The 25,597-nt window shown below is 71.9% G+C and carries 25 protein-coding genes and 1 pseudogene; 20 read left to right on the top strand and 6 right to left on the bottom strand.

The annotated features are described in order from the left end of the window. Positions 1-12 precede the first annotated feature (12 nt). From KUM44_RS32235 to KUM44_RS32215, 5 genes are all read left to right on the top strand, one after another. Positions 13-864: a slipin family protein gene (locus KUM44_RS32235; RefSeq protein ID WP_217213293.1), complete on the top strand. Its 852-nt coding sequence runs from the start codon at positions 13-15 to the stop codon at positions 862-864. A gap of 90 nt (positions 865-954) precedes the next feature. Then, positions 955-2,343: a PhoX family protein gene (locus KUM44_RS32230; RefSeq protein WP_217213292.1), complete on the top strand. Its 1,389-nt coding sequence runs from the start codon at positions 955-957 to the stop codon at positions 2,341-2,343. 31 nt (positions 2,344-2,374) lie between these two features. Beyond that, positions 2,375-3,805 (top strand): serine/threonine-protein kinase, encoded by a 1,431-nt coding sequence (locus tag KUM44_RS32225; RefSeq protein WP_217213291.1) that lies wholly within the window; start codon positions 2,375-2,377, stop codon positions 3,803-3,805. A gap of 100 nt (positions 3,806-3,905) precedes the next feature. After that, positions 3,906-4,763, top strand: a complete 858-nt coding sequence (locus tag KUM44_RS32220; protein WP_217213290.1) for a polysaccharide deacetylase family protein — start codon at positions 3,906-3,908, stop codon at positions 4,761-4,763. A gap of 18 nt (positions 4,764-4,781) precedes the next feature. Then, positions 4,782-4,973 (top strand): hypothetical protein, encoded by a 192-nt coding sequence (locus KUM44_RS32215; RefSeq protein WP_217213289.1) that lies wholly within the window; start codon positions 4,782-4,784, stop codon positions 4,971-4,973. Positions 4,974-4,980: 7 nt separating this feature from the next. Here the strand turns inward: KUM44_RS32215 and KUM44_RS32210 are convergent, their stop codons facing one another. Both KUM44_RS32210 and KUM44_RS32205 read right to left on the bottom strand, forming a co-directional pair. After that, a complete protein-coding gene (locus KUM44_RS32210; RefSeq protein ID WP_217213288.1) occupies positions 4,981-5,652 on the bottom strand; it encodes an ABC transporter in 672 nt (223 codons plus the stop codon). Beyond that, on the bottom strand, positions 5,649-6,542 hold the full coding sequence (locus KUM44_RS32205; protein WP_217213287.1) for an ATP-binding cassette domain-containing protein: 894 nt from the start codon (positions 6,540-6,542) through the stop codon (positions 5,649-5,651). The genes KUM44_RS32210 and KUM44_RS32205 overlap by 4 nt, the downstream gene beginning before the upstream one ends. Before the next feature lie 47 nt (positions 6,543-6,589). Here KUM44_RS32205 and KUM44_RS32200 point away from each other — a divergent pair, with 47 nt between their 5' ends. From KUM44_RS32200 to KUM44_RS32180, 5 genes are all read left to right on the top strand, one after another. Continuing rightward, the gene (locus KUM44_RS32200) at positions 6,590-7,306 is read left to right on the top strand and encodes an aminoacyl-tRNA hydrolase (protein ID WP_217213424.1); all 717 of its coding nucleotides are present in this window, start codon (positions 6,590-6,592) and stop codon (positions 7,304-7,306) included. A 231-nt stretch (positions 7,307-7,537) separates the two neighbouring features. Further along, positions 7,538-8,875 carry a DUF692 domain-containing protein gene (locus KUM44_RS32195; RefSeq protein ID WP_217213286.1) on the top strand — a complete coding sequence of 446 codons (1,338 nt, stop codon included), beginning with the start codon at positions 7,538-7,540 and terminating at the stop codon, positions 8,873-8,875. 283 nt (positions 8,876-9,158) lie between these two features. Then, entirely contained in the window at positions 9,159-10,007 is an 849-nt protein-coding gene (locus KUM44_RS32190; protein WP_217213285.1) for a DUF4142 domain-containing protein, read from the top strand. A 101-nt stretch (positions 10,008-10,108) separates the two neighbouring features. Continuing rightward, positions 10,109-10,891, top strand: a complete 783-nt coding sequence (locus KUM44_RS32185; protein ID WP_217213284.1) for a TIGR04222 domain-containing membrane protein — start codon at positions 10,109-10,111, stop codon at positions 10,889-10,891. A 97-nt stretch (positions 10,892-10,988) separates the two neighbouring features. After that, a complete protein-coding gene (locus KUM44_RS32180) occupies positions 10,989-12,665 on the top strand; it encodes an alpha/beta hydrolase (RefSeq protein WP_217213283.1) in 1,677 nt (558 codons plus the stop codon). Here KUM44_RS32180 and hemQ read toward each other — a convergent pair whose 3' ends face one another. Beyond that, positions 12,666-13,397 (bottom strand): hydrogen peroxide-dependent heme synthase, encoded by a 732-nt coding sequence (gene hemQ, locus KUM44_RS32175; protein ID WP_217213282.1) that lies wholly within the window; start codon positions 13,395-13,397, stop codon positions 12,666-12,668. 4 nt (positions 13,398-13,401) lie between these two features. Next, positions 13,402-14,868, bottom strand: a complete 1,467-nt coding sequence (gene hemG, locus KUM44_RS32170; RefSeq protein ID WP_217213281.1) for a protoporphyrinogen oxidase — start codon at positions 14,866-14,868, stop codon at positions 13,402-13,404. A 161-nt stretch (positions 14,869-15,029) separates the two neighbouring features. Between hemG and KUM44_RS32165 the strand changes: the two genes are divergently transcribed. Both KUM44_RS32165 and KUM44_RS32160 read left to right on the top strand, forming a co-directional pair. Further along, entirely contained in the window at positions 15,030-16,055 is a 1,026-nt protein-coding gene (locus KUM44_RS32165; RefSeq protein ID WP_217213280.1) for a DUF4349 domain-containing protein, read from the top strand. 27 nt (positions 16,056-16,082) lie between these two features. Next, a complete protein-coding gene (locus KUM44_RS32160) occupies positions 16,083-17,492 on the top strand; it encodes an FAD-dependent oxidoreductase (RefSeq protein WP_217213279.1) in 1,410 nt (469 codons plus the stop codon). 119 nt (positions 17,493-17,611) lie between these two features. Here KUM44_RS32160 and KUM44_RS32155 read toward each other — a convergent pair whose 3' ends face one another. Continuing rightward, positions 17,612-17,941 (bottom strand): hypothetical protein, encoded by a 330-nt coding sequence (locus tag KUM44_RS32155; protein ID WP_217213278.1) that lies wholly within the window; start codon positions 17,939-17,941, stop codon positions 17,612-17,614. 125 nt (positions 17,942-18,066) lie between these two features. Here KUM44_RS32155 and KUM44_RS32150 point away from each other — a divergent pair. After that, positions 18,067-18,886, top strand: a pseudogene (locus KUM44_RS32150) (rhomboid family intramembrane serine protease). Between the two features lie 6 nt (positions 18,887-18,892). Here KUM44_RS32150 and hemE read toward each other — a convergent pair. Next, a complete protein-coding gene (hemE, locus tag KUM44_RS32145) occupies positions 18,893-19,960 on the bottom strand; it encodes a uroporphyrinogen decarboxylase (protein ID WP_217213277.1) in 1,068 nt (355 codons plus the stop codon). Positions 19,961-20,064: 104 nt separating this feature from the next. Between hemE and KUM44_RS32140 the strand changes: the two genes are divergently transcribed. The 7 genes from KUM44_RS32140 to KUM44_RS32110 all read left to right on the top strand — a co-directional run bounded on the left by KUM44_RS32140 (position 20,065) and on the right by KUM44_RS32110 (position 25,503). Next, on the top strand, positions 20,065-20,742 hold the full coding sequence (locus KUM44_RS32140) for a DUF3000 domain-containing protein (RefSeq protein ID WP_254390439.1): 678 nt from the start codon (positions 20,065-20,067) through the stop codon (positions 20,740-20,742). A gap of 225 nt (positions 20,743-20,967) precedes the next feature. Further along, on the top strand, positions 20,968-21,630 hold the full coding sequence (locus KUM44_RS32135; protein ID WP_003997051.1) for a response regulator transcription factor: 663 nt from the start codon (positions 20,968-20,970) through the stop codon (positions 21,628-21,630). 364 nt (positions 21,631-21,994) lie between these two features. Beyond that, on the top strand, positions 21,995-22,315 hold the full coding sequence (locus tag KUM44_RS32130) for a DUF4333 domain-containing protein (protein ID WP_217213276.1): 321 nt from the start codon (positions 21,995-21,997) through the stop codon (positions 22,313-22,315). A gap of 129 nt (positions 22,316-22,444) precedes the next feature. Then, positions 22,445-23,152 (top strand): hypothetical protein, encoded by a 708-nt coding sequence (locus KUM44_RS32125; RefSeq protein WP_217213275.1) that lies wholly within the window; start codon positions 22,445-22,447, stop codon positions 23,150-23,152. A gap of 177 nt (positions 23,153-23,329) precedes the next feature. After that, positions 23,330-23,641 carry a WXG100 family type VII secretion target gene (locus KUM44_RS32120; RefSeq protein ID WP_217213274.1) on the top strand — a complete coding sequence of 104 codons (312 nt, stop codon included), beginning with the start codon at positions 23,330-23,332 and terminating at the stop codon, positions 23,639-23,641. 10 nt (positions 23,642-23,651) lie between these two features. Then, the gene (locus tag KUM44_RS32115; RefSeq protein ID WP_217213273.1) at positions 23,652-24,851 is read left to right on the top strand and encodes a putative T7SS-secreted protein; all 1,200 of its coding nucleotides are present in this window, start codon (positions 23,652-23,654) and stop codon (positions 24,849-24,851) included. Between the two features lie 130 nt (positions 24,852-24,981). Then, positions 24,982-25,503 (top strand): hypothetical protein, encoded by a 522-nt coding sequence (locus KUM44_RS32110; protein ID WP_217213272.1) that lies wholly within the window; start codon positions 24,982-24,984, stop codon positions 25,501-25,503. The last annotated feature ends 94 nt before the right edge of the window (positions 25,504-25,597 follow it).

The raw sequence follows: 25,597 nt of genomic DNA, 5'->3' as shown, positions 1-25,597 counted from the left end.
GAGGAGGTCGTCATGGTCGAAGAGCTGCTGGGCGTGGCCCTGGGCGTCGTCGCGGCGGGAGCGGTGTACGTCGCGGCCGCGGCACGGGTCGTCAAGCAGTACGAGCGCGGGGTGATCCTGCGGCTCGGCCGCCTGCGGGGCACGGTGCGCGACCCGGGGTTCACCCTGATCGTCCCCGCCGTGGACCGGCTCCACAAGGTCAACATGCAGATCGTGACGATGCCCGTACCGGCCCAGGAGGGCATCACCCGCGACAACGTGACCGTGCGGGTCGACGCGGTCGTCTACTTCAAGGTCGTGGATCCGACGGCCGCGATCATCAACGTCGAGGACTACCGCTTCGCCGTCTCCCAGATGGCGCAGACCTCGCTGCGGTCGATCATCGGCAAGAGCGATCTGGACGATCTGCTGTCCGACCGCGAGAAGCTCAACCAGGGCCTGGAGCTGATGATCGACAGCCCGGCCGTCGGCTGGGGCGTGCAGATCGACCGCGTCGAGATCAAGGACGTGTCCCTGCCGGAGTCGATGAAGCGCTCCATGGCCCGGCAGGCGGAGGCCGACCGCGAGCGGCGCGCCCGGGTCATCAACGCCGACGCCGAACTCCAGGCCTCCAAGAAGCTGGCCGAGGCCGCGCACCAGATGGCCGACGCCCCCTCTGCCCTCCAGCTGCGGCTGCTCCAGACGGTGATGGCGGTGGCGGCGGAGAAGAACTCCACGCTGGTGCTGCCGATCCCGGTGGAGCTGCTGCGGTTCCTGGAGAGGGGGGCCCAGCCGGCGCCGGAGCAGGCGGTCCAACCCGCCTCCGAGCACATCGCCGTCGAGGAGTCCGAGCCGGAGCCCCCCGGACAGCCCCTCCAGAAGTGACACACGCTACGCGCGTGGTTCACGCGACCCGCACCAGGTGATAGACACGGCGGGGTCACAGTTCCTGTCCGCCAGCAGGAAGGTTTCCCCATGCCCGAGAACACGACCACCGACCGTACGTCACGTCGTCAACTCCTCGCGCGTACCGGCGCGTTGGGTGTCTCGATCGCCTTCGCCGGCAATCTCACCGAACTCTTCGCGGGCACCGCGGCCGCACAGAACCTCGGCCACACCGGATACGGCCCGCTGGGCCCCGACCCGAAGGGCCTGCTCGATCTGCCGGAAGGTTTCCGCTACCGGGTTCTCTCCCGCGAGGGCGACCGGCTGCGCTCAGGTGAGGGCCTGGTCCCCTCCAACCACGACGGCATGACGGCCCTGCGCGGCAGGCACGGCCGCGTCCACCTGGTCCGCAACCACGAGAACCGCGCCGACGCCAGGGTTCCCGTCCCGACAGTCGAGGGCCTCACCTACGACCCGGCCGGCAAGGGCGGCTGTACGGCCCTGACGCTCGACCGGCACGACAAGGTCCTGTCCGAGCGGGTCGCCATCGCCGGTACGGCCGTCAACTGCGCGGGCGGGCCCACCCCTTGGGGCACCTGGCTGACCTGCGAGGAGACCGAGGACCGGGCCGGCACCAACGGCTACACCAAGGACCACGGCTTCATCTTCGAGGTCGACCCGGCGAACCCGTACCGCTCGGGCGCGGTCCCGCTGACCGCGATGGGCCGCTTCCAGCACGAGGCCGTCGCGGTGGACCCGCGACGCGGCATCGTCTATGAGACCGAGGACGCCTTCGAGAAGCCGTTCGGCCTCTTCTACCGCTTCCTCCCGCACCAGCCGCACGGCGGCCCGGGCACCCTGCGCGCGGGCGGCCGCCTCCAGGCGATGCGGGTGCCGGGCGTCCCGGACCTCTCCTCGATCCAGGAGACGGGCGCGAGCTTCGAGAACATCGAGTGGGCCGACGTACCGGACCCCCTGGCCACCCGGACCCCCATCCGCCACCAGGACTTCGGCCCGAAGGGCATCACCCACGCGCAGAAGCTGGAGGGCTGCTACTGGGGCGGCCGCTCGGTCTACTTCGTCTCGTCCTTCGCCCGCCGAGCGGAGGGCTCGGCGGCGGACCACTACGGCCAGATCTGGCGCTACGACCCCGCCGAGCGCCGCCTCACCCTCGTGATCGTCTTCGGCCCCGACACGAACCTCCAACTGCCCGGCGAGTCCCCGGACAACATCTGCCTCGCCCCCAGCAGCGGGCTCATGGTGTGCGAGGACGGCAACGGCGCCCAGCACGTCTTCGGCGTGACGCGACGCGGCCAGGTCTACGCGATGGCCCGCAACGCCCAGAACATCGGGACGGCCGAGGAACCGGAGTGGGGCGAGTTCGCCGGGGTCACGTTCTCGCCGGACGGCGGGACGATGTACGTGAACTGCTACACGCCGGGCACGACGTTCGCGGTGACGGGACCCTGGCGCGGATAGGTGCTCCGGCTGGTCCTCTAACCTGAGCGGCATGAACGCTCCGGGGGATCTCGTCGACGGCCGGTTCGAGCTGGTGGAACGGCTCGGCAGCGGCGGAATGGGCACCGTGTGGCGGGCTCGCGACACGGTGCTCGACCGCGAGGTCGCCCTCAAGGCGGTGCGGTCCGACGCGGACACGGTCGGCGTGATGCGCGAGCGGGTGCTGCGCGAGGCGCGGGCGCTGGCGCGGCTGAGCCATCCGCGCGTGGTGACGGTCCATCAGATCGTGTCCGCCGAGCCGCATCCGTGGATCGTGATGGAGCTGGTGCCGGGAGTCTCTCTGCAACGACGGCTGGACGACGGCACATTGACTCCGACGATGGCGGCCCACCTCGGCCGACAGGTGCTCGCCGCGCTGCGGGCCGCACACGCGGCGGGCATCCAGCACCGGGACGTCAAGCCCGCCAACATCCTCCTGCGCCCCGACGGCGACGCCGTCCTCACCGACTTCGGAATCGCCGCCCTCCAGGGCACGACGGGTCTCACGGCCACGGGCGAGTTCGTCGGGTCGCCCGAGTACATGGCCCCGGAGCGGATTCGAGGTCATGACGACGGCCCGCCGGCCGACCTCTGGTCCCTGGGCGTGGTCCTGTACGTGTGCGTCGAGGGCGTCAGCCCTCTGCGCCGCCCCACCACCCTCGCCACCCTGGCCGCCGTACTCGACGACCCGCTCCCGCCACCGACCCGCTCGGGCCCGCTGACGCCGGTGCTCGAAGCCCTGTTGGTCCGTGACCCGGCCGCGCGCCCGGACGCCGCCCGGCTGGACGAGATGCTGGCGCAGGTGGAAGCGGGCACGACACCGGACCGGGCCGCCCTGCCGACGGCGACCTCCGTGGCCCCGCGCCCGACGCCCACACAGGTGGAGTCCCCGCGCCCCACGGTCCCCACAGGGGTGGACGGACCTCGCCGCCGCACTCCCCTCATGGTGGCCGCGGCCGCGGCGTTGACCCTCGCCGCAGCGGCGGCACTCGTCCTCACCCCGCGCCTCGGCGACACGGGCGGCGCCGACAAGGCCCGCGCCACGACGCCCTCGCCGACCGCCACCGCCACCGCCGTCCCGGCACGTCGGCAACCGACGCCGACACCGGCCGACGGCCGCTGGATCGCCCAACTCCACTCCGAACCCGTCTCGGCCGGCACCGCCAACCGGGACCGCCGGCTCGCCGTCCTGCGCCAGTCCGTACCGGAGACCGCCGTCCTGCGCAGCGACGACCACGCGTCCCTGCGCCCCGGCTACTGGGTGTTCTACGCCCCCGGCCCCTTCACCGACGGCCGCGCCGCCCTGACCTTCTGCGCCGAACGGGGCCGCACCTCGCCGAACACCTGCATCGGCCGCTATGTGAGCACGGACGCCACCGAGTACGTTCTCCAGTGCCGCCCTCCGGTCACCGCGCCGACGGGCCGCTGCACGCGCACCGACTGAGAGGGCCCCTGAGCAGTCCGGTCCCGCCGGGCGGGTGACACGGGCCCGGCACACCCATACCAGTACCGATATGACCATCTGATCCCCATATCTTCATGCGGTGATCACACTTGTACGACATATCGCTGCCGTCTGTGCTGTGAGCGCGACCCTGAGCGGGCTCGCCGCGTGCGGGGCACCCGGGGCCGCCCGCGCTCCCCACCCGGCGTCCAGCTCAGCCGTCACCACCTCGCCCTCGGCCGGACCTCCGACGCTCGCGCCCGGCCCCGCCGGCCTGACCCCGGTCTTCGAGCGCGGCCCGCAGACCGGGGACAAGACGGTCGCGCTCACCTTCGACGCCGACATGACCGCCGGCCAGGGGGCGCGGGCGGCGCGCGGGGAACGGTTCGACAATCCGGGGCTCGTCGCGGCACTGCGGGAGTTGAAGGTGCCGGCGACCATGTTCATGACGGGTCGGTGGGCCGAGGAGTATCCGCGGCAGGCCCGGTCCATCGGGCGGGATCCGCTCTTCGAGGTGGCCAACCACTCGTACAGCCACTACGCCTTCACCGACGACTGCTACGGGCTGCCGACGGTCGGCGAGGAGCGGATGCGGGCGGACGTGGAGCGGGCGTACGCCGCGTTCCGGAAGGTGGGGGTCCGTGACGCGATGCCGTACTTCCGGTTCCCCGGGGGCTGCTACGACCGGCGTGCCCTGAAGGCGCTCGCCGCGGCCGGCGTCACCGCCGTGCAATGGGACGTGGTGAGCGGGGACGCGTTCGCGACGGACGCCCGGGCGGTGGCCCAGGAGGTGCTGGACGGGGTGCGGCCGGGGTCCGTGGTGGTCCTGCACTGCACCCGCAGCGCGGCTCCGACGACCGAGCGGGTGGTCCGGCGCGTCGTGCCCGAGCTGCGCGCGAGGGGCTTTCGGTTCGTGAAGGTGTCCGAGCTGATCGGGGCCGCCGGCGGACCGGGCTGAGGCTCGTACGCTGGACGTATGAGCGAGGACCAGTCCACGAACGACTACTGCCTGATCGCCGCGACCAGGCCGCCCAAGGCCGATGGTCCGCCTTACGCAGAGTGTGTGCTGTGCCGGGAGCCGACGGAGTATCCGGAGTCGTACAAGGGGATCACCCTGTGCCCCGTGTGTGAGTGGCAGGAGGCCCAGCGGACCGCCTGTTCAGGCTGACGCCTGTTCAGGGTGATCTTCGGGAGGTGAGCGTGCAGGCCACGGCGGTCGCCGCCGCCGTGAGCAGGGCCGCGGCCGCCAGGGGCAGCAGGGGCAGGGGGACCGTGCCCGAGCGGGAGCCGGTGACCAGGCCACTGACGGCCGCCTGGGCCGGGGAGCCGGTGACCACCACGGCCAGCAGGGCCGCCAGCAGCATCGCCGGGACCGCGCGGCCGGTCGAGCGCAGCAGCGGCCAGGTGGTGAGGGCGCCGACGGCCGTCCCGAGCAGGGCACAGGCCAGCGTGGCGAGCAGCCCGGCCGCGCCCGCCGGAAGCCGGGGCACGCGCGTCTGGTGGTTCGCGCTCACCGGGTCGCTGATGAGCGTCACGACGACGGTCGCGACCGTGCCGACGAGCGCCGCGGCGGTCAGCGCCACCAGCAGCGCGGCGAGGTGCGCCCGCCCGGGACCGGCCGCCGCGGAGACACAACTGCGTGCTGCGGGCGGCTCGTTGGTGACACAGATCCGCACCAGCCAGGCGGCGACGGGCAGCAGGGCCGCGGCCGTGAAGCCGAGCGAGTCGAGGATGGGCTGGCCGCCCTGCACGCCGATACCGAGAAACGCGGCGTACAGGATGAACGGCGGCAGCCAGCGCTGCGAGCGGACCAGCAGGGCGGTCTGGTAGCTGAGGAGGGCAGTCATCGGCGGCTCTCGGTGTCGGGGGTCGGTCTCGGCTCCGTCGCGGACGGGCCCTGGCTCACGCTCACCACGTGCCAGGGCGGGCGGGCCGTCAGCAGGGCCCGGAGCAGGACGTCCGAGTGGGAGGCGGGAAGGGTGAGACGGTGGGTGCCGGGCGCGGGTTCCTCGACCGATATGACCGTACGGGTCTCGTCGGCGGGGAGTTGCGCGCCGCGCGGGCCCTGGACGACGACGGTCATGTGCGGGCCGGCGGGTTCCGCGGCCACCCGCTCCGTACGGAGATCGAGGCCCGCGTCCCGCACGGTGTACGTCGCGTCCGGTGCCCCGGCCAGGCGGCTCGGGTCGTGGTCCACGAAGACCACGGCAGTGCCGTCCGCGGTGCGTTCGGCGACGGCGCGCTCCAACTCCTCGCGGGCGGCCGCGTCGAGGCCGGTCCACGCCTCGTCCAGGACGAGCAGCTCCGGTTCGGCGAGAAGGGCCTGCACGACGGCGACCTTCTGGCTGCTGCCCTTCGACAACTGGGCCATGGGCGTACGGGCGTACGCCGCCGCACCGAACCGGTCGAGCCACTCCAGGGCGGCCCGGGCGGCCGCCGGGCGGGAGAGGCCGTGGACCTTGCCGAGATGGGTGAGATAGCCGAGGGCGGTGAAGGGGAGGGCCGTCGGGAAGCGTTCGGGGACGTAGGCGGTGCGTGGGCGGCCGGTGATACGGCCCTCGGTCGGGGCGTCAATGCCGGCCACGAGGCGGAGCAGGGTGGACTTGCCGGTGCCGTTGGGGCCTTCGACGCGGATGAGGTCGCCGGGGGTCACGGAGAGGTGGACGCCCCGTAAGACCCAGGGGCCGCGCAGGCCGTATCGGCGGCCCACGTTGTCCAGACGAAGATCGCGTTGCATGAGGATCATCATCTCTCGGGGTTGGCACACTTGAGGACGTGAACGACGTGAACATCGATCCGACGCCCGAGACCGACAGCCCCTTCCGCTCCGAGCCGAGCGCCCGCGACCAGGCACCGCAGTTCGTGCTGCCCCTGGTCGTCCGCATCGAGAAGAGCGCGCCCCCGGCCCGCACCGACGCGCTGGAAACAGCCGCCCGCGCCGTGCTCGTGATCCTCAGCGACGAGCGGTCGGCCGGCGAGGGCGAGTGGGCGCAGCCGATGCGGGACTGGCAGGACGCCCGGATCCGCAAGGTGGTGCGGCGGGCTCGCGGCGCCGAGTGGCGGCGGGCGCAGGAGCTGCCGGGCATCACCGTGACCGGCAAGTCGGCCGAGGTACGGGTCTTCCCGCCCGTGCCCCTGGACGGCTGGCCCAAAGAACTGGCGAAGCTCCAGGTCTCCGGTACCGATCTCGACGATCCGGAGCCGCCCGTGGACGCCGACCCGGCGGCACCCGTGCTGTGGCTGAACCCCGAGCTCGACATGTCGGCCGGCAAGGCGATGGCGCAGACCGGGCACGCGGCGCAGCTCGCCTGGTGGGAGCTGTCGGACGAGGAGCGGGCCGCCTGGCGCGACGCGGGGTTCCCGCTGGCCGTACGGAGCGCGGAGCCGGGGCGCTGGCGTGAGCTGACGAGCGGGGGGCTGCCGGTGGTGCGGGACGCGGGGTTCACGGAGATCGCGCCCGGGTCGTGCACCGTCGTCGCCGATCACCCGGCACTGCGGTAGGCCTGCCGGTATTTGAACATCCCCGGCGTCCGGCGCGTACGACCTTGCGGGGCCGTTGGCGGGGCATGGGGGCGCCGGGATGTGTGACGGGGCGTGGATCCGAACCTCAAATGTTGCTCTGAAGGTGCCCCCCGGGCGGTTCGGGCCGGGCATGCGGGGCCATACCCCCGCTACGAACCGACACGTCCGAGGAGACGGGACAGCGGGTAGGGAAGAGGCCGAGGAGGGGCGATGGAGCGACTGGGTACGGGCATCGGATGGCGTCCGGAGATCGCGGACGCGGTGGAGCGCATGCCGGGCATCGACTGGGTCGAGGCCGTCGCCGAGAACGTCTGCCCCGGGCATCTGCCCGAGTCCCTGGTACGGCTGCGGGAGCGCGGGGTGACGGTCGTCCCGCACGGCGTCTCGCTCGGCCTCGGCGGGGCCGAGCGGCCCGACGCCGGGCGGCTGACCGCGCTCGCCGAGCGGGTCGAGGCACTGGGGTCGCCGCTGGTCACCGAGCACATCGCGTTCGTACGGGCGGGCGGCTCGCTGACCGCGTCCCCGCGGCTGGAGGCGGGCCATCTCCTTCCGGTCCCCCGCACCCGGGACGCCCTCGACGTGCTGTGCGAGAACGTCCGCATCGCCCAGGACGCGCTGCCCGTGCCGCTCGCCGTGGAGAACATCGCCGCGCTGATCTCGTGGCCGGGCGAGGAGATGACCGAGGGGCAGTTCCTGTACGAGCTCGCCGACCGCACGGGGGTGCGGCTGCTGATCGACGTGGCCAATCTGCACACCAACCACGTCAACCGGGGCGAGGACCCGGCCAAGGCGCTCGCCGAGCTGCCGCTGGAGGCCATCGCGTACGTCCATGTCGCGGGCGGCTTCGAACGCGACGGCGTCTGGCACGACAGCCACGCCCACCCGGTTCCGCAGCCGGTCCTGGACGTCCTGACCGACCTGGCGTCCCGCGTGTCCCCGCCGGGGGTGCTGCTGGAGAGGGACGAGAACTTTCCGGAACCGGCCGAGCTGGAGCGGGAGTTGGGGTCGATTCGGGGGGCCTTGGAGAAGGGGGCGGCGGAGCGGGCGGCGACTGCCGAGGGAACCTCGCGGGAAACGGCACCCGTACCGGAGAAGGACACCGCACATCCGGCGGAACCCCCCGCGGAACTCGCCCCCGCCCGCCAGCGCCTCGCCCTCGCCCAGGCCGCCCTGCTGTCCGCCCTCGTCGCCGGTACGCCGGTGCCGGAGGGGTTCGACCGGGTGCGGCTCGGCGTGCAGGCACGGGCCCTCGCCGGGAAGCGGGCGGATGTCGTGGCGAAGGTGGCACCCGAACTACCGGTGATCCTCGGCGACGGCTACCGACGGGCCTTCCTGGCCTACGGTCACGGGCACCCGATGACGGACGGCTATCGCCGCGACGCGCTGGACTTCGCCGGATATCTGCTGGCCGAGGGGCGACTCGAAGAAGCGCGGGTGCGCGCGGAGTTGCGGGAGTGGTGGCTGGAGCGGTCGGGACCGAAGCCGCATTCGCGACGACCGGGGGTACGACTGGCTCGGGCCACGCGCCGGGTGTTGCTGTGGCGGTGAGCCGGCTCGCCTACGCCAACCGCCGTCCCCTTGCCGGACGCCAAGGCCCCCAACGAGTGTGCCGGGGTTAACACCCCAGCCCGCACCCCCGGCAACTCACCCCTTTCCTCCCTCTTTGCCACCGTGCGCCACCCACCCTTACTCCCCCATTCGCCCGTATCCAACCCCGTTGCAACCATTCGCTCCTGTACGGCAGTTGGCGTAGACCCCGACGTACCCCGAAGTAATATGCCAACCCCACCCCCGAAGCGCACTAACGTGCGGTGCCGCAACAGGAGGCACCATGCGACCGCGACCCCCCGTCCACGGCCGAGGCATCTTCAGCGGCACCGGGCTCATCATCACGGGCCTGGCGGCGACGCTGTTGGCGATGATCTTTCCGATCTGGTCGTACGCGGACCGGTCCGGCACCGGTCTGGACACGCTCAACGCCGAGACCGTCTCTACCGGGTACGGGCCGCTGTCCGCGCTCGACCGGGACTTCATCACGAAGGTCCGGCTGGCGGGGCTGTGGGAGCTGCCCGCCGGGCAGCAGGCGCGGCAGAAGGGGGCGACTCCTGCCGTACGGACCGCGGGGCAGCACCTCGTCGAGGGGCACGCGTTCCTCGACGAGCGGGTGCGCGACGTCGCCGGCAAGCTCAGCCTGGCCCTGCCCAACGAGCCCACCGAGCAGCAGCAGGAGTGGCTGGCGACCCTGAACGCGGCCGAAGGCGTCGAGTACGACTGGCGGTTCGCCAACATCCTGCGCCTGGCGCACGGCAAGGTGTTCTCCGTCGTCGCCCAGGTGCGGGCCAGTACGCGCAACACCCTCGTCCGCAAGCTCGCCGACGACGCCAACACCACGGTGCTGGACCACATCACGGTCCTGGAGGCCACCGGGTACGTCGACTTCGACGCCCTGGCCCGCGACATGGTCGCCGACAGCACCCCGCCGCTGACGCCCACCCCCGCCCCGCCCGGCCCGACCGCCGACCCGGCGCCCGCCGTCCCGATGACCCCGCCGCCCCCGCCGCCCTCGCCGTCGCCGAGCTACACCCTCCCGCCGGCCGCCACCAGCCCACGGGCGGACGACTCCGAGGACTTCGGCGAACCCGAGGACTCCGGCGAACCTGAGCGCTTCGAGGTGTCCTGACCGCCTGGGCCCTCCATCCGGAACGTCACATCCCGGCAACTCTCCGTCCGGATGGTGAAGAAGACATGGCGCCCCCAGAGGCTTTGGCATAGAAACGCGGCATGTTCTGGGTCCTTCTCCTGCTGCTGGCCTGGGCCGTCGCCGGCACCGCGTGCACGCGGCTGTGCCTGGCCGCCGTGCACGCCGCCGCCATGGACACGAAAGAGGCGACTGCGGGCCGGGGACACGATCTGACGTTGTACGAGGCCGCGTTCCTGTCCGGCGGACCGCGGCGGGTCGCCGATCTGACCCTCGTCTCCATGGCGCGGCAGCGCCGACTGCTGCTCGCGCACACCGGCTGGGCGACGGTCGTCGATCCGCGTGGGCGGGACGAGATGGAGCGCTCGGTGATAGGGGCCATCGGGCCGGAGGGACAGTCCCGGATCGAGCCGGTGCGGGACGCCGCGGCCGCCGCCGACGCGGTGGGCAGCCTCGCCGACCGACTGGTCAGCGCCGGCCTCGCCGTGCCCGACGGGGCGCGCACCGGGATCGTGGCCGCGATCCGGCAGGTGCGGCTCGCCGCGGCCGTCGTCCTCGCGCTGGGGGCCGTCGCCCTGCCGGCACCCGCCCGGTCGGACATGCCGGCCCACCTGGTCGCGCTCTGGTTCGCGCTGCCCTTCGTGCTCACCCTGAGCTGCCTCGCCATCGCCCGGATCGAGATCCACCCGTACGCGAAGTGGGCCTCCCCGGCCGGGCAGCGGTTGCTCAACGCCCTGGTCCGGCGCTCCCGGGGCGCGGACGACCGCACTTGCCTCACCTCCGTCGCCGTACGGGGCGTACGCGCGATCGGCGAGCCGGACCTGCGCGCCGCCTTCACCCACCGCGACCCGCCCGGTGGCGCATAGGGGGCATTGAGGCGACACCGGCGAGGCGGTGCTTGCCTTCCTCAACAGACGAACGAAATATCCCTTTTGTTGCTGCCGTGCTGCGAAGGGATACGCGATGAGAGCTGCCGCCCTCTACTCGGCCACGGGGGCTCTGCTCCTGACGACCCTCTCCGCCGCCCCGGCCGGCAGCACCGGGGCCGCCCCGGGCACGGCCGAGCAGCACGGCGCCTCCGTGGCCGCCGCGCGTGCCAAGGCGGCCGGCATCACCTTCGGCACCTGCGCCAAGAAGCAGGACCTGCCGGGCAAGATGGAGTGCGGCACGGTGTCCGTGCCGCTCGACTACGCCCGTCCCGACGGCAAGCAGATCAAACTCGCCGTCAGCCGGGTGCGGGCCACGCACAAGGACCCGCACAACAGCAAGCGCCGGGTGCCACGGCAGGGTTCCCTGGTCTACAACCCGGGCGGGCCGGGCGCCTCCGGGCTGCACTTCCCGCTGACCGGCATGCTGCCCGAGTGGAAGCGGCTGGCGGCGGCGTACGACCTCGTCGGCTACGCCCCGCGCGGAGTGGCGCCTTCCGCTCCGCTGTCCTGCCAGAACCCCGAGAAGTTCGTCCAGGGGCCGGCGCTCGCGCCGACGCACCCCTCGGAGGCGTACAAGAAGGAGCGGATCGCCCGGGCGAAGGCCTACGCACGCGGCTGCGCCGAGCGCACCGGCAGCGCGCTGCGGCACTACAACTCCCTCAACAACGCCCGTGACCTGGACGTCCTGCGCGCCGCGCTGGGCGAGTCGAAGCTGACGTTCATGGGCGCGTCGTACGGCACCTACTTCGGCGCGCTGTACGCGACCCTCTTCCCCTCGCACGTACGGCGCATGGTGTTCGACTCCGCGGTGAACCCGGACCCCTCGCAGATCTGGTACCGCAACAACCTCGCCCAGTCGGCCGCGTTCGAGGGGCGGTGGGAGGACTTCCGGGAGTGGGTCGCCGAGCACGACGACGTGTACGGGCTCGGGGACACCCCGCAGGACGTGCTGCTCAGCTACGAGAAGGTGCGGGAGCAACTGGCCAAGGAGCCCGCGGGCGGGAAGGTCGGGCCGGGGCAGTTGCAGGAGGCGTACCTCCAGGCCGGCTACTACGACGACTACTGGCCGTCCCGCGCGAAGGCGCTGTCGGCCTATCTGAAGGGCGACCCGAAGGCGCTGGTCGAGCTGGCGGCGCCGGTGAAGGAGGCGGCGGCCGAGCAGGAGAACTCCAGCGCGGTCTACACGGCCGTGGAGTGCAACGACGCGCCCTGGCCCACGGACTGGGCGGTCTGGGACCGGGACAACACGCGGCTCGCGCGCGTGGCGCCGTTCGAGACCTGGGACAACGCGTGGATGAACCTGCCGTGCGCCTACTGGAAGGCGCCCCGGCAGAAGCCTCTCGATGTGCGCACCGGACCGGGTGAGCTGCCGCCGACGCTGATCCTGGCCGCCGAGCGCGACGCCGCCACGCCGTACGAGGGCGCGCTGGAGATGCACCGGCGGCTGGCGGGCTCGGTCCTGGTGACGGAACGGGACGCCGGTACGCACGGCATCGCGTACGGCCCGAACGCCTGCGTCAACGGCCACGTCGACGCGTACCTGCTGGAGGGCCGCCTCCCGGACCGGCGCGCGGCCTGTGAGGCGCACCCCGAGCCCAAGCCGGAGCGCCCGGGCGACGAGCAGGCGAGGAAGAAGCTGGGCGACCGGGCGGGCGCGACGAAGCCGGGCGGCCGGCCGCAGGAAGCCGCCACCGCCCGGCTCCCGCACTGATCAGGCGAGCCCGGCCACCAGCTCGGCCACGGTCTTGCGGCGCCCAGTGAAGAACGGCACCTCTTCGCGGACGTGCATCCGGGCCTCGGAAGCCCGCAGGTGACGCATGAGGTCGACGATGCGGTAGAGCTCGTCGGCCTCGAAGGCCAGCAGCCACTCGTAGTCGCCCAGCGAGAACGAGGCGACCGTGTTGGCGCGGACGTCCGGGTAGCCGCGGGCCATCTTGCCGTGGTCGGCGAGCATGCGGCGGCGGTCCTCGTCGGGCAGCAGGTACCAGTCGTAGCTGCGCACGAAGGGGTAGACGCTGACGTAATTGCGCGGCGTCTCGTCGGCGAGGAACGCCGGGATGTGCGAGCGGTTGAACTCGGCGGGCCGGTGCAGCGCCATGTTCGACCAGACCGGCTCCAGCGCGCGGCCCAGCTTGGTGCGGCGGAAGAGGTTGTACGCCTCCTGGAGCTGGTCGGCGGTCTCGGCGTGCCACCAGATCATGAGGTCGGCGTCGGCGCGCAGACCGGACACGTCGTACGTGCCGCGGATCGTCACGTCCTTGGCGGCGAGCTGGTCGAACAGCTCCTGGACCTCGTCGGCGTAGCCCGCGCGGTCCTCGGGGAGCACGTCCTTCAGCTTGAAGACGGACCAGAGGGTGTAGCGGATGACCTCGTTGAGGTCCTTGGCCAGCTTGCCCTTGTTCGGGATCCTGCCGGACTCGGTGGTGGGGGCGTCGTCACTCATGCCCTTATTCTCCCGCTCCGCCGTGGAGACTCTGCACCGGGTGGGCGGTGAGCTCCTCCACACCGCGCAGATCGCCTTCCAGCTGGTCGGCGGCCGCGTAGGCGCTCGCGATGCACGCCGGGATGCCCACGCCGTCGTACTGCGCGCCGCACACGGCGAGGCCCGGCACCTTGGCGATGTGCTCGCGGACGCGGGCCACGCGCGCGTGGTGGCCGACCGGGTACTGGGGCAGACCGTCGGTCCAGCGGGTGACGCGGGTTTCCAGGGGGGTGGCGTCGAGGCCGGTCGCCGCCTTGAGGTCGTGTCTGGAGACCTCGACGAGGTGGGCGTCGTCCCGCTCCAGGATCCTGCTCTCGCCGTACCGCCCGACGGAGGTGCGCAGCACGATCACGTCCGGGTCCTCGTCGGCGATCCAGCCCCACTTCTGGGAGGCGAACGTCGACGCCTTGATGGTGCGCCCGTCGACCGGCGGAACGAGGAAGCCGCTGCCCGCCGGGAGGTCGGTGTCGGCACGGCGGTAGGCGAGGGTGACCAGGGCCATGGAGGCGTACTCGATGCCCTCCAGCTCGGTGGCCGCCTCGGGGGCCTCGGTGCGCAGGAGGGCGGCGGCGGCCGGGGCGGGGACGGCGACGACCACGGCGTCGGCCCGCAGCTCGCGGTCACCGGTGACGACGCGCCACCCCGCGGGCCCCTCGCGCCGCAGCCCGCCCACCGGCGCCCCGGTCACGATCTCGCCGCCCCGTGCGCGCACCGACTCCGCGACGGCGAGCGGGAGTTGGCCCACGCCGCCCTCGATGCCCATGAACACCGGGCCGGTCTGCTGGTTGGCCGCGGCCTTGGCCTGGATCTCGCGGACCGCCTCGGTGAGGGAGTCGTGGGTCTTCGCGGCCTGGTAGAGCTGCGGGACGGCCGAGCGCATGGAGATGCGGTACGCGTCGCCCGCGTACACGCCACCCAGCAGGGGCTCCACCAGCCGGTCGACGACCTCGCGGCCGAGGCGTGCCGCCACGTACTCGCCGACCGCCACGTCGTCCCCGACCTCGGTGCGGGGCAGGTCGGCGTCGCGGTCGATGCGGGCCAGGCCCTCGTCGGACAGGACGCCGGAGAGGGCGGACGCGGTGCCGGGGACGCCCATGACATGTCCCTTGGGCATGGGGCGCAGGGCACCGCGGGTCCAGATCGAGGCGGTGGCGGTGGCGGGCGGCTCGAGCCGCTCGTCGAGGCCCACCTCGCGGGCGAGGGCGACGGCCTCGGGGCGGCGGGCCAGCATCGACTCGGCGCCGAAGTCCACGCGCACGCCCGCGATCCGGCCCGGCAGCAGCTTGCCGCCGAGCCGGTCCGACGCCTCCACGACGGTCACCTGCCGGCCGGCGTCCAGCAACCGGTGGGCCGCGGCGAGCCCGGCGATCCCGCCGCCGATGACCACGACCCGGCCTGTACCGGCACCCGTACGAGTCTCCACTTCGCGCATGTCCACAGCCTCTCAGACCCCACTGACAATCCCCGCGCGCCCCGGTGTCCTTCACGAGTCCTGACCGTGACCGCATCGGGACCGAGCACCGCCAACGTTCCGCCGGGCCCCGGCGTCGAAGAAGCGTCAGTCGTCACGACGACCCTCGGGGGTACGCACAGATGCGCACACGACGTTCCGCACGATCCGCAGGTTCCGCACGATCCGTGCGACCGGTCACGGCCGTGGCCGGCATCCTTCTTGCCGCCGCCCTCGCGCTCAGCGGTTGCAACGCCTCGGACGACTCCGGGTCGGGCGGCGACAGCAAGGCCGCCGCGGGAGAGGCCGCGCAGGCGGACTCGCAGGCAGGGGCGAAGGAGGGCACCCCGGGCAGCGGCTCCGGCGCCGACAGGGCGAGCGCCGCACCCAAGGTCACCGCGAGCCACATCATCCGCACCGCCTCCCTGACCGTGCAGGTCAAGGACGTACCGAAGGCCCTCGACGAGGCCCGCACCACCATCGAGAACGCGGGTGGCTACGTCGGCAACGAGACCACCACACGCGACGAGGAGGGCCATGAGCGGACCCGTGTCGTCCTGCGCGTGCCCGTCGACCGGTACGCCGAGGTCCTCGCGGACCTGGAGGGCGCGGGCAAGCTGATCGAGCGCAGCGCCAAGGCGCAGGACGTCACCGACCAGGTCGTGGACGTGGAGAGCCGCATCAAGTCGCAGCGGGCCAGCGTCGCCCGGATCCGTGAGCTGATGGACCAGGCGACCAAGCTCAGCGACGTGGTGACGCTGGAGGGCGAGCTGAGCTCCCGCCAGGCGGACCTGGAGTCGCTGCTGGCCCAGCAGGCGTCCCTGAAGGACCGCACGAGCCTGGCCACCATCACCCTCTCCCTGTCGGAGACGCCCGTGAAGAAGGCGGTGGCGAAGGACGACGCCCCCGGTTTCCTGGACGCGCTCGCGGGCGGCTGGGACGCGTTCGTGACGATGCTGCGCTGGCTGGCGGTCGCGATCGGCGCCGTGCTGCCGTTCGCCGCGGTGGCGGCGCTGATCGTGCTGCTGTGGCTGAAGGTCCTGCGCCCCCGGCTGCCGCGCCGCCCGGAGCCCGCGCCCGTGACGACCGCCCTGGGTCCGCTGCCGACGGCTCGCCCGGCGCCGCGTCCCACGCGCGCGGGCGACGAACAGAGCGGCGAGCAGGACTGAAATGCCGGGCACTCGTAGCGTGTTCGCATGAACATGAGCGCTGCGAGGGGTGTGCCGGGTACGCGGGAACGACTGGTCGTGATCGGAGGGGATGCCGCGGGGATGTCCGCGGCGTCGCAGGCGCGGCGCCTCAAAGGCGCCGACGAGCTGGAGATCGTGGCGTTCGAACGCGGCCACTTCACCTCCTTCTCCGCCTGCGGCATCCCGTACTGGGTGGGCGGCGACGTCACCGACCGCGACGAGCTGATCGCCCGTACGGCCGAGGAGCACCGCGCCCGGGACATCGACCTGCGCCTGCGGACGGAGGTCATGGAGATCGACGTGGCCGGCGGCCGGGTACGCGCGCGTGACGTCGAGTCCGGCGACGAGTACTGGACGCCGTACGACAAACTCGTGATCGCGACCGGCGCCCGCCCGATCCGCCCCGACATGCCGGGCGCCGACGCCCCCGGCGTCCACGGTGTGCAGACCCTCGACGACGGCCAGGCCCTCATCGACACGCTGACACGCACGCGTGGCCGCCGCGCGGTCGTGGTCGGCGCCGGCTACATCGGCGTCGAGATGGCCGAGGCGCTCATCAACCGCGGCTATGAGGTGACCGTCGTCAACCGCGGCAGCGAGCCGATGTCGACGCTCGACGCCGACATGGGCCGTCTGGTGCACGAGGCCATGGAGGGTCTGGGCATCACCATGGTCAACGACGCCGAGGTCACCAAGATCCTCACCGGCGAGGACGGCCGGGTCCGCGCGGTGGCCACGGAGGACGCCGAGTACCCCGCGGACGTGGTGGTCCTGGGCATCGGCGTCCGCCCGGAGACGACCCTCGCACGGGCGGCCGGCCTCCCCCTCGGCGACCATGGCGGCCTGCTGACCGACCTGGCCATGCGGGTGCGCGGCCACGAGAACATCTGGGCGGGCGGCGACTGCGTGGAGGTCCTCGACCTGGTCTCCGGCCGCGAACGCCATATCGCCCTCGGCACCCACGCCAACAAGCACGGCCAGGTCATCGGCACGAACGCCGCCGACGGCTACGCCACGTTCCCCGGCGTCGTCGGCACCGCCGTCAGCAAGGTCTGCGACCTGGAGATCGCCCGCACCGGCCTCCGCGAGAAGGACGCCCGCCGGGCCGGCCTCCAGTACGTCACGGCCACGATCGAGTCCACGAGCCGCGCGGGCTACTACCCCAACGCCTCGACGATGACGGTGAAGATGCTCGCCGAACGCCGCACGGGCCGACTGCTGGGCGTACAGATCGTGGGCAGGGAGGGCGCGGGGAAACGGGTGGACATCGCAGCGGTGGCCCTGACAGCCGGCATGACGGTGGAACAGATGACGTCCCTGGACCTGGGATATGCACCCCCGTTCTCACCGGTGTGGGACCCGGTACTGGTAGCGGCGAGGAGGGCAGCAAAGGCGCTGAACGCCGGCACCTCATAGCAGGCGACACCGGCCACCCCTCAGGGGCGCGGGGCTGTATCGATTTGCGGCTCCGCCGCATGGGCGCGACCAGCCACATACGGCTCGCACCCGCCAAACCACCCGCGCCCCCACGACGCTCACGCGCTGCCGTTGATCCGCTCAATCGCCTGCCGAGCCTGCTCAGCGGGCGGCCTCGACGGCAACGAGGACACCGACGCACTCACACTCGGCGGCATCGCGGCAGCGGGCTGCTCCCCTCCCGGCTTCGCATGCGCGGCACTCCGCGCGGAGCGCAACCGGTGGCTGACCGCCTCATCGAGCGTCACCGGCCGCTGCATCTGCGAAGCAAGCCGTCCGGCTTCCTGCCCCAGCCGGGCCACGTCTTCCCACGGCAGCCGCACCACCAGGGAGATCTCGGCCTCCCCGTCCGGCAACGCGTGCATCGGAGGAGTAACTCGGTCGTTCATCGCCTGTTCCTCACGTAGACCCCGCGACCCGCCTTCCCCGTGCCGCGGGCGGTTGAGAACAGATACGCGCGCCCGAACGACGGCGTTCACCGATTCGCCGGACACATCCCGGGCAGAAAAGCCTCGTGGTCATCCCCGTCCATGACGTGAACCCGGTGCGCCGCACCCCTTGGGTGACATACGCACTGATCGCCGCGAACGTCCTCGTCTTCCTGTCCACGCCCGGCACAGCCGGCTCCGTGGCCGGTGAGAGCGCCCTGGCCCAGACGTGCCATCTGCACGCGTTCCTGGACCATTACGCGGCGGTGCCGAGGGAGTTGATCCACGACCGGCTCCCGGGCGTGGTCCCCACCGGCGACGTCGCCGTCGGACCGAACGGCCCCGGCTGCGTGGTGGGCCCGCCGGACTACGACAAGTCCCCGGCACTGTCGGTCTTCACCGCCCTGTTCCTGCACGGCGGTTGGCTGCATCTGCTGGGCAACATGCTGTCTGCTGATCTTCGGCAACAACATCGAGGACCGCTTGGGCCATGTGCGGTACTTGCTCTTCTACGTCGTCTGCGGCTACACGGCGTCGTACGGCTTCGCGTTCCTCAACGACGACTCGGCCGACCCGCTGATCGGCTCGTCCGGGGCTGTCGCGGGCGTACTGGGCGCCTATCTCGTGCTGTATCCGAAGGCCAGGGTGTGGGTGCTCGTCCCGTTCCTGATCTTCCTGCCGCTGCGGCTGCCGGCCTGGCTGGTGCTGGGCTTCTGGTTCGTACTTCAGGCGGTGTACTCGAACGGCGAGGGCGTGTCCGACGCCGGCACCGTGGCGTACGCGGCGCACATCGTGGGCTTCCTGGCCGGGATGGCGCTCGCCTGGCCGCTCAAGCCGGGGACGCCCCCGCCACCGGAGCCGCGCGGTCTGCTGTTCGGCAGGAGGGCGCGGCCCCACACGTGGTGAGCGCCGTCAGCGAGCCGTCTGCGTGTGGACGTACTCGACGAGCCGGGTCAGGGCGTCCGGGTCGGTGGACGGCATGACTCCGTGGCCGAGGTTGAAGACGTGGCCCTCCAGGCCCGCCGCTGCGTCGAGGACCTCGCGGGTCTTGGCCTCGACCGCCTCGGGGGTGGCGAACAGGACCGTCGGGTCGAGGTTGCCCTGGAGCGCCTTGCCGGGGCCGACGCGGCGGGCGGCCTCGTCGAGCGGGACGCGCCAGTCGACGCCGACGACGTCCGCACCGGCCTCACCCATGAGCTTCAGCAGCTCACCGGTGCCGACGCCGAAGTGGATGCGCGGGACGCCGTAACCGGCGACGGCCTCGAAGACCTTCGCGGAGGCCGGCATCACCGAGCGCTTGTAGTCGGCGGGGGCGAGGGAGCCGACCCAGGAGTCGAAGAGCTGGACCGCGGAGGCGCCGGCCTCGATCTGCACCTTGAGGAAGGCGGCCGTGATGTCCGCGAGGCGGTCGAGCAGGTCGGCCCAGAGCCCGGGGTCGCCGTACATCATCGACTTGGCGTTCTCGTACGTGCGCGACGGGCCGCCCTCGACGAGGTAACTCGCGAGGGTGAAAGGCGCGCCGGCGAAACCGATGAGCGGGGTGGCGCCGAGCTCGCGGGTGAGCAGGCCGATGGCCTCGGTGACGTAGGAGACGTCCTCGGGGGTCAGGTCGCGCAGCCGGGCGAGGTCGGCGCGGGTGCGGATCGGGTTCTCGACGACCGGGCCGACGCCGGGCTTGATGTCGAGGTCGATGCCGATGGCCTTGAGGGGGACGACGATGTCACTGAAGAAGATCGCCGCGTCCACGTCGTGCCTGCGCACGGGCTGGAGGGTGATCTCGGTGACCAGGTCGGGCCGCATGCAGGACTCGAGCATCGGAATGCCCTCGCGCACCTTGCGGTACTCCGGCAGGGAGCGCCCGGCCTGCCGCATGAACCACACGGGTGTGTGGGGCACGGGTTCGCGCCTGCACGCCTTGAGGAAGGCTGATTCCTTGACTGCGTCGGGCGTGGCGGGCGGCGTCGTCTGGTTGGCACTCACGGGGGCAAGTCTCGCACGGCCGCATCGGCCCCGGCGCCGGGGTTGCCGTGTTGTCCGGGTGTCTCTCCCTGCACGAAGCCCCCGTTCCCCTTAATCTTCCCGGCATGGCTGCGGCTCAGGAACGACTGTCGGACGGTACTGGCGGGATGGACGACGCGAAGGACACCGGGGAGGCGGACCGGCATTCGAAGAGTACGGCTCCGCCGGCGTTCCGTGCGGCGGTCGACGCCCTGCGCAGCAGTCGGCTGCGGCCGCAGATCGAGGTCGAGCAGACCAAGGCGCCCCAGCGGCTGGCTCCGTACGCGTACGCGCTGGAGGCGGCCGTCGTGGACGGCGACCAGGATCTGGCCGACGGCCGTCTGGTGCTGCTGCACGATCCGGCCGGGCACGACGCCTGGCACGGCGCCTTCCGGCTGGTGACCCTCGTGCGGGCGGAGCTGGAGCCGGAGATGGCCGCCGACCCGCTGTTGCCCGACGTGTGCTGGTCCTGGCTGACCGGTGCGCTCCAGGCGCGCGGGCTGTCGTACGGCGAGCCGAGCGGCACCGTGACGCGGGCGAGCTCCCACTACTTCGGCGGGCTGTCCGAGCGCCCGGCGGCCTCGCAGATCGAGATCCGCGCCTCCTGGACTCCCCGCGAGGGCCTGGGCGGCGTGCCGGACACCGCGGCCCATCTGGCGTCCTGGTGCGATCTGCTCGCCCAGGTCGCGGGGCTGCCCCCGGCGGGGCCGGGCGACGCCTCGGTGGTGACGCTGCCGCAGCGCCGCGACCCGCAGTCCCGCTGACGAGCACTGACCACACCGGCGACTTGACCGTCACTTTGTCGATACGACCACTTTCGGTCAGGAATCAGGCCATGATCGAACCGTTTTGCTCGCCGAACGATCGACCACGCGTCCGAATTGCCCCGATTGTTACTCACTAAATCGTGATCTTTCCCTAAAGGGCCAGAGGTTTGGTGCCGAAGACGACTGTGACCTTGAAAGCCGTCCCCGCACCCAGGAGGCCTGGTGTCCGTTCTCCTCGAGCAGCCCGCAAGCCTGGTCGCCTACCGCCCGAACAAGCCGACCGCCATGGTGGTCGTGGCCGATCCCCGCGTCCGCTCCACCGTCACCCGGCACCTCTGGGCGCTCGGTGTGCGCGACGTGATCGAGGCCTCGTCCATCGCGGAGGCTCGTCCCCGCATCGGCAACCCCCGCGACATCTGTGTCGCCGACGTCCATCTGCCCGACGGCTCGGGCCTGACCCTCCTGTCGGAGACCCGCGCCGCGGGCTGGCCGAACGGCCTCGCCCTGTCCGCCGCCGACGACATCGGCGCCGTACGCAACGCTCTCGCCGGTGGCGTGAAGGGTTACGTCGTCACCGGCACCCGCACCAACGTCGGGCTCCCCACCCGACCCGGTGCCGCTCCCATCGGCGCCGCCGCCGCCCGTATGCACCGTCGCCACCCGGGTGCCCCGAGCCACCCGGGCGGCTACCGCGAGCTGTCCGGTCGCGAGGTCGAGGTGCTGCGGCTGGTGGCGGAGGGCCAGTCGAACAAGGCGATCGGCGTCTCGATGGGCCTGTCCGCACTGACCGTCAAGAGCCACCTCGCCCGCATCGCCCGCAAGCTCGGCACCGGTGACCGCGCCGGCATGGTCGCCGTGGCCCTGCGGACCGGCATCATCCACTGACGCCGGTTCATTCCCCGCATTTCCTGACCTTGATCCTTCCCTGACCTCGACCACTCACCGGCGTGCACGGGATCGGCCGCTGATCCCGCTCTCGTCCCCCATCTGTCGTGGACCGGATCCTGCACTGGGCCGACTGGTTTACGACCTTCAGGCGCCCGCCGACGGAACGTTCCGTCGGCGGGCGCTGTCCATGCACGACACCCGTGACGGCCCGTCCGGGGCGGAGGCAGGTGAAGATCACTCGCGGGCCGGAGCGGGAGGATGTGAAGATCAGCCGGGCGGGCGGCCAGGGCTGATAGACAGTCGCACTGACGAGCGTCACCTCCCGACCCTCACCGTCCTCCCGCCTCGAACGGAGCCCGTCATGCCCAAGTCCTTCTCGTCCTTGGCCTCGTGGGGCCTCACCGCCGCAGCCGCCGCTGCGCTGCTGGTGGGCTGCTCCTCGGAGGCCAAGCTGGCCAAGGACGAGGTGGCGAACTCGGTGGCCGAGAAGCTCGCCGCGCAGACGGGTCAGCCGAAGCCGGACGTCACCTGCCCCGAGGACCTCGCCGGCAAGGTCGGCACCTCGTTGCGTTGCCGGCTCACCGCGACCGACGGCACCAGCTTCGGAGTGACCGTCAAGGTCACCTCCGTCGAAGGCAGTTCGATCCGCTACGACATCAAGGTCGACGAGACCGCCTCCTGAGCCGGACCGGGCAGTGCCCGCCGGACCGTTCCGGCGGGCGCGGGGGAAATGTGTGACCGCGAGGTGCGGAATGTGATGGAGCGCCAAGGGGGTGGGTCCGCGCGAGGGGCCTCAGGGGATGCTGGCTCCATGAGTGGAGCGGAAGCAGTCCTGATCGTGGTGTGGTGTGCTGCCCTCACGGCTCTCGTCGTGTGGGTCAACCGGCGCAAGGCCCGCAAGCAGCGCGAGACCGAAGAGGCGTACGCGCAGCTGCGGTCGTTCGCCGAGAGCCGCGGGTGGACCTACGAGGAGGGCGTGCCGAGCCTCGTCGACGCGTACCAGGGGGCCGAGCCGCTCCCGGTCAAGGCCAGCGGTGTCATGGGGGACAACGTCGTCAGCGGCACCTATCGCGGATTCGGCTTCCGCGCCTTCGAGTACCGCTACTACAACAGCGACGTCGACTCGGAGACGACACAGGTCGTCGTCCACTCCGTCTGGGCCCTGAACCTGGGCGTGGAGGTTCCGGACCTGCGCGTCTACCGCGACGGCTGGTTCGACAGTCTCATGCGCGGACGGGCCATGAAGGTGGGAATCCCGCAGCTCGACGAGGACTTCCACATCGTCTCCCGTGACGAGGAGCGCGCCCGGGCGGTAGTGCTCGGCGGCCTGGCGGAGTTCCTCACGTCCGACCCCCGGGCCCTGGAGCTGCCGCTCCGGCTCCACGACGGTCAGCTGATCACCTCGCGTTCGCGGACCAAGCTGGGCAGTGAGACGTTCGACGAGCCCCTTGAGTATCTCGTCGACGCCGTCGGCCACTTGGGAGCCCTGGTCCCCGCCCGGCCTCCGCAGACGCCGTAGCACAGCCGTCGGTGAGGCGCACGATTCGATCGCATCCATGAAGCTTCCCGGCAGGGATCATGGTGAGGTCCAGGCCGGTGTCGCTGCGTCTTTGCCTTTGGGAGAACCTCTTTACGTACTCAACAAACAGGGTGCCAACGCGCGTTCGCACCCACTCGGACGTAGAGGGGGGAGCGGATGGGCCAGTTCGATGTGGAGCCGTCCGAACTGCGGTCGGCCGCCAAGAAGATCAAGGACTCCGTGGGCAAGAGCAACAAGGTGAAGCTCGACGAACTCGGGAAGGCGAGCGGCGACTTCGGCCACGGCGACGCGGCCAAGGAGTTCGGGCAGCTGATGGCCACCTGGATGGAGGCCATCAAGAGCCCGATGAAGGAGGACGGGGAGAACTCCTCGGCCAAGCTGGACGAGAACGCCGCGTCCTACGAGCGCTCCGAGCGGGAGTCCCAGAACCACTTCACCGGGCCCGCGGTCGCCGGCCCGAGCTACTGACGGGGAAGCAATGGCGGCACAACTCGGGTCCACCCAGGACCCGCGCGAACTGATCCCGGGCAACCCGTCGAAGCTCACGGCCGACGCGGACAAGCTCGACGGCCATGCGAAGACCCTCGACGGCATCGGGGACGAGCTCGGCTCCGTCCGTATTCCCAGCTGGCACGGCCAGGCCGGCGACGCCTTCTGGGAGGACTTCTCGGGCCAGAAGCAGAAGTGGTACCGCGGCTCGGATGCGCTGAGCGCGGCCGCCGGCGCACTGCGGGACTACGCCAGAGCCCTCCAGTGGGCCCAGGGACAGGCGGAAGAGGCCATCCGGCTGTACGACGCGGGCGACGAGAGCGGCGGCGAGCAGGTGCTGGCGTCGGCGCGCGCCCATGTCGAGTCGGAGGGCGACGTGGCGGCCAAGAAGTTCAAGGCACAGGGCGGCGAGGGCGACAACGCGCCCGACTGGCTGTTCTGGGCTTCGGAGGCGGCGCAGGACAACACAGGCGCTACGTCCAAGCAGCTCTTCGAGCTGGAACGGGCCCGCGACCCACGGACCGTCCGGGCCTGGGGCGACCACAAGAACATGACGCAGGCGGAGAGGGAAGCGCTGCGCGAGGGCAAGGGCCCGGGCATCACCGTGGCCGGCCCGTCCGTCACCGCCGACGCCAAGGTCTGGGGCGCCGAGGCCAAGGGCCGCGGTGAGTTCGCCGGCGGCGAGGTCTCCGGCAAGGCCGGCGTCAACCTCCTCGGCGTCGAGGGTTCCGCCGGGGTGGGCCTGGTGGACGGGAACGCCACCGCACAGGCGTCCGGCAAGGCCTATCTCGCCCAGGCCACGGCCGAGGGCAAGTACTCGGCCGGCTATTTCGAGGCCTCCGGCAAGGGCGAGGCGTACGTGGGCGCCGAGGCCGGCGTCAAGGGCTCCATCGGCACGGACGGCGTCCACGTCGGCGGCGAGGCCTTCGCCGGCGCCAAGGCCACCGCCGAGGGGCACGCCTCCGTCGCCGGTGTCGGCGTGGGCGGCACGGCGGAGGCGTGGGCCGGCGCCGGGGCCGAGGCCCACTTCGACGCCGGTATGAAGGACGGCAAGATCGTCATCGGCGGAGACGTGGGCGTCGCCCTCGGTGTCGGCGGCAAGCTCGGCGGGCAGATCGAGCTCGACCCGGGCAAGATCACCGATGCGGCCGGCGACGCGGTCGACGCGATCGGGGACTGGTTCGACTGACCCGCACGGGAGCGCCCCGCCCGGACCTCCCCGCCGTCGCCTCTCCCCGTCCCTCGTCTCCCGTCCCCCATCCCCTCTCCCCGTCGTTTCCCGTACCGTCGGAACCCGTACCCCAAGGAGTTGATCCACCATGCCGGGCACACTTCCGGTGCCGCTCAGTATCGAGCTCCCAGAAGGCTGGCAGTCGGCGCCCCCGGAGGAGGTCGGCGCCCCGCACGCCGCGTTCGTCGCACTGCACATGGCCTCCCGGGGCCAGGGCTTCATGCCGAACATCACCGTCACCGGCCACACCCTCGACGGCTCGTCGAGCCTGCACAGCCTCGCCGAGGAGTCGGTGCGGCGGCTGCGCGAGAACGTCGGCGCCGTCGACGTCGTCAAGCGGACGGAGGTCGGCACCTCGCCCGCGCCGGGCCTCATCGACGCCCCGGGGATCGTGCAGAACCTGCGCATCCAGGCCACCGTCAACGGGCAGCCGATGGAGCTCGCGCAGAGCCAGTTCATCCTGGTGCTGGAGAACGAGCGGCAGCGCAGCGAACGCGCCGAGATCGAGATCGCGCTGACGGCGAGGACGAGCCAGCTCCAGGACGTCCTCGAGGACTTCCAGTCCTTCATCTCCACCCTCCGCCCGGTCTCCCCCACCTCGGAGCACTAGGTGTATTGCCCTGAGAGGTTGGGGACGCGGCTGGCGGGTGGTTGGCCTTTCAGCGCGGTGTGTCCGCGGTGGTGATTGTAGGTGTGCAGCCAGC

This window comes from Streptomyces sp. AC550_RSS872 (assembly GCF_019049285.1).
Classification (GTDB): Bacteria; Actinomycetota; Actinomycetes; order Streptomycetales; family Streptomycetaceae; genus Streptomyces.
This window is presented reverse-complemented; position numbering and strand designations above follow the sequence as displayed.

Bases quoted from the DNA above. Each gene is read 5' to 3' on its own strand.
- KUM44_RS32210 (WP_217213288.1), bottom strand. From the start codon at position 5,652: ATGACTGCCCTCCTCAGCTACCAGACCGCCCTGCTGGTCCGCTCGCAG.
- hemQ (WP_217213282.1), bottom strand. From the start codon at position 13,397: ATGAGTGACGACGCCCCCACCACCGAGTCCGGCAGGATCCCGAACAAG.
- KUM44_RS32165 (WP_217213280.1), top strand. From the start codon at position 15,030: ATGCGCACACGACGTTCCGCACGATCCGCAGGTTCCGCACGATCCGTG.
- KUM44_RS32110 (WP_217213272.1), top strand. From the start codon at position 24,982: ATGCCGGGCACACTTCCGGTGCCGCTCAGTATCGAGCTCCCAGAAGGC.
- KUM44_RS32155 (WP_217213278.1), bottom strand. From the start codon at position 17,941: ATGAACGACCGAGTTACTCCTCCGATGCACGCGTTGCCGGACGGGGAG.
- hemG (WP_217213281.1), bottom strand. From the start codon at position 14,868: ATGCGCGAAGTGGAGACTCGTACGGGTGCCGGTACAGGCCGGGTCGTG.
- KUM44_RS32125 (WP_217213275.1), top strand. From the start codon at position 22,445: ATGAGTGGAGCGGAAGCAGTCCTGATCGTGGTGTGGTGTGCTGCCCTC.
- KUM44_RS32205 (WP_217213287.1), bottom strand. From the start codon at position 6,542: ATGCAACGCGATCTTCGTCTGGACAACGTGGGCCGCCGATACGGCCTG.
- KUM44_RS32140 (WP_254390439.1), top strand. From the start codon at position 20,065: ATGGCTGCGGCTCAGGAACGACTGTCGGACGGTACTGGCGGGATGGAC.
- KUM44_RS32180 (WP_217213283.1), top strand. From the start codon at position 10,989: ATGAGAGCTGCCGCCCTCTACTCGGCCACGGGGGCTCTGCTCCTGACG.
- KUM44_RS32185 (WP_217213284.1), top strand. From the start codon at position 10,109: ATGTTCTGGGTCCTTCTCCTGCTGCTGGCCTGGGCCGTCGCCGGCACC.
- KUM44_RS32215 (WP_217213289.1), top strand. From the start codon at position 4,782: ATGAGCGAGGACCAGTCCACGAACGACTACTGCCTGATCGCCGCGACC.
- KUM44_RS32115 (WP_217213273.1), top strand. From the start codon at position 23,652: ATGGCGGCACAACTCGGGTCCACCCAGGACCCGCGCGAACTGATCCCG.
- KUM44_RS32195 (WP_217213286.1), top strand. From the start codon at position 7,538: ATGGAGCGACTGGGTACGGGCATCGGATGGCGTCCGGAGATCGCGGAC.
- KUM44_RS32120 (WP_217213274.1), top strand. From the start codon at position 23,330: ATGGGCCAGTTCGATGTGGAGCCGTCCGAACTGCGGTCGGCCGCCAAG.
- KUM44_RS32160 (WP_217213279.1), top strand. From the start codon at position 16,083: ATGAACATGAGCGCTGCGAGGGGTGTGCCGGGTACGCGGGAACGACTG.
- KUM44_RS32130 (WP_217213276.1), top strand. From the start codon at position 21,995: ATGCCCAAGTCCTTCTCGTCCTTGGCCTCGTGGGGCCTCACCGCCGCA.
- KUM44_RS32235 (WP_217213293.1), top strand. From the start codon at position 13: ATGGTCGAAGAGCTGCTGGGCGTGGCCCTGGGCGTCGTCGCGGCGGGA.
- KUM44_RS32230 (WP_217213292.1), top strand. From the start codon at position 955: ATGCCCGAGAACACGACCACCGACCGTACGTCACGTCGTCAACTCCTC.
- KUM44_RS32190 (WP_217213285.1), top strand. From the start codon at position 9,159: ATGCGACCGCGACCCCCCGTCCACGGCCGAGGCATCTTCAGCGGCACC.
- KUM44_RS32225 (WP_217213291.1), top strand. From the start codon at position 2,375: ATGAACGCTCCGGGGGATCTCGTCGACGGCCGGTTCGAGCTGGTGGAA.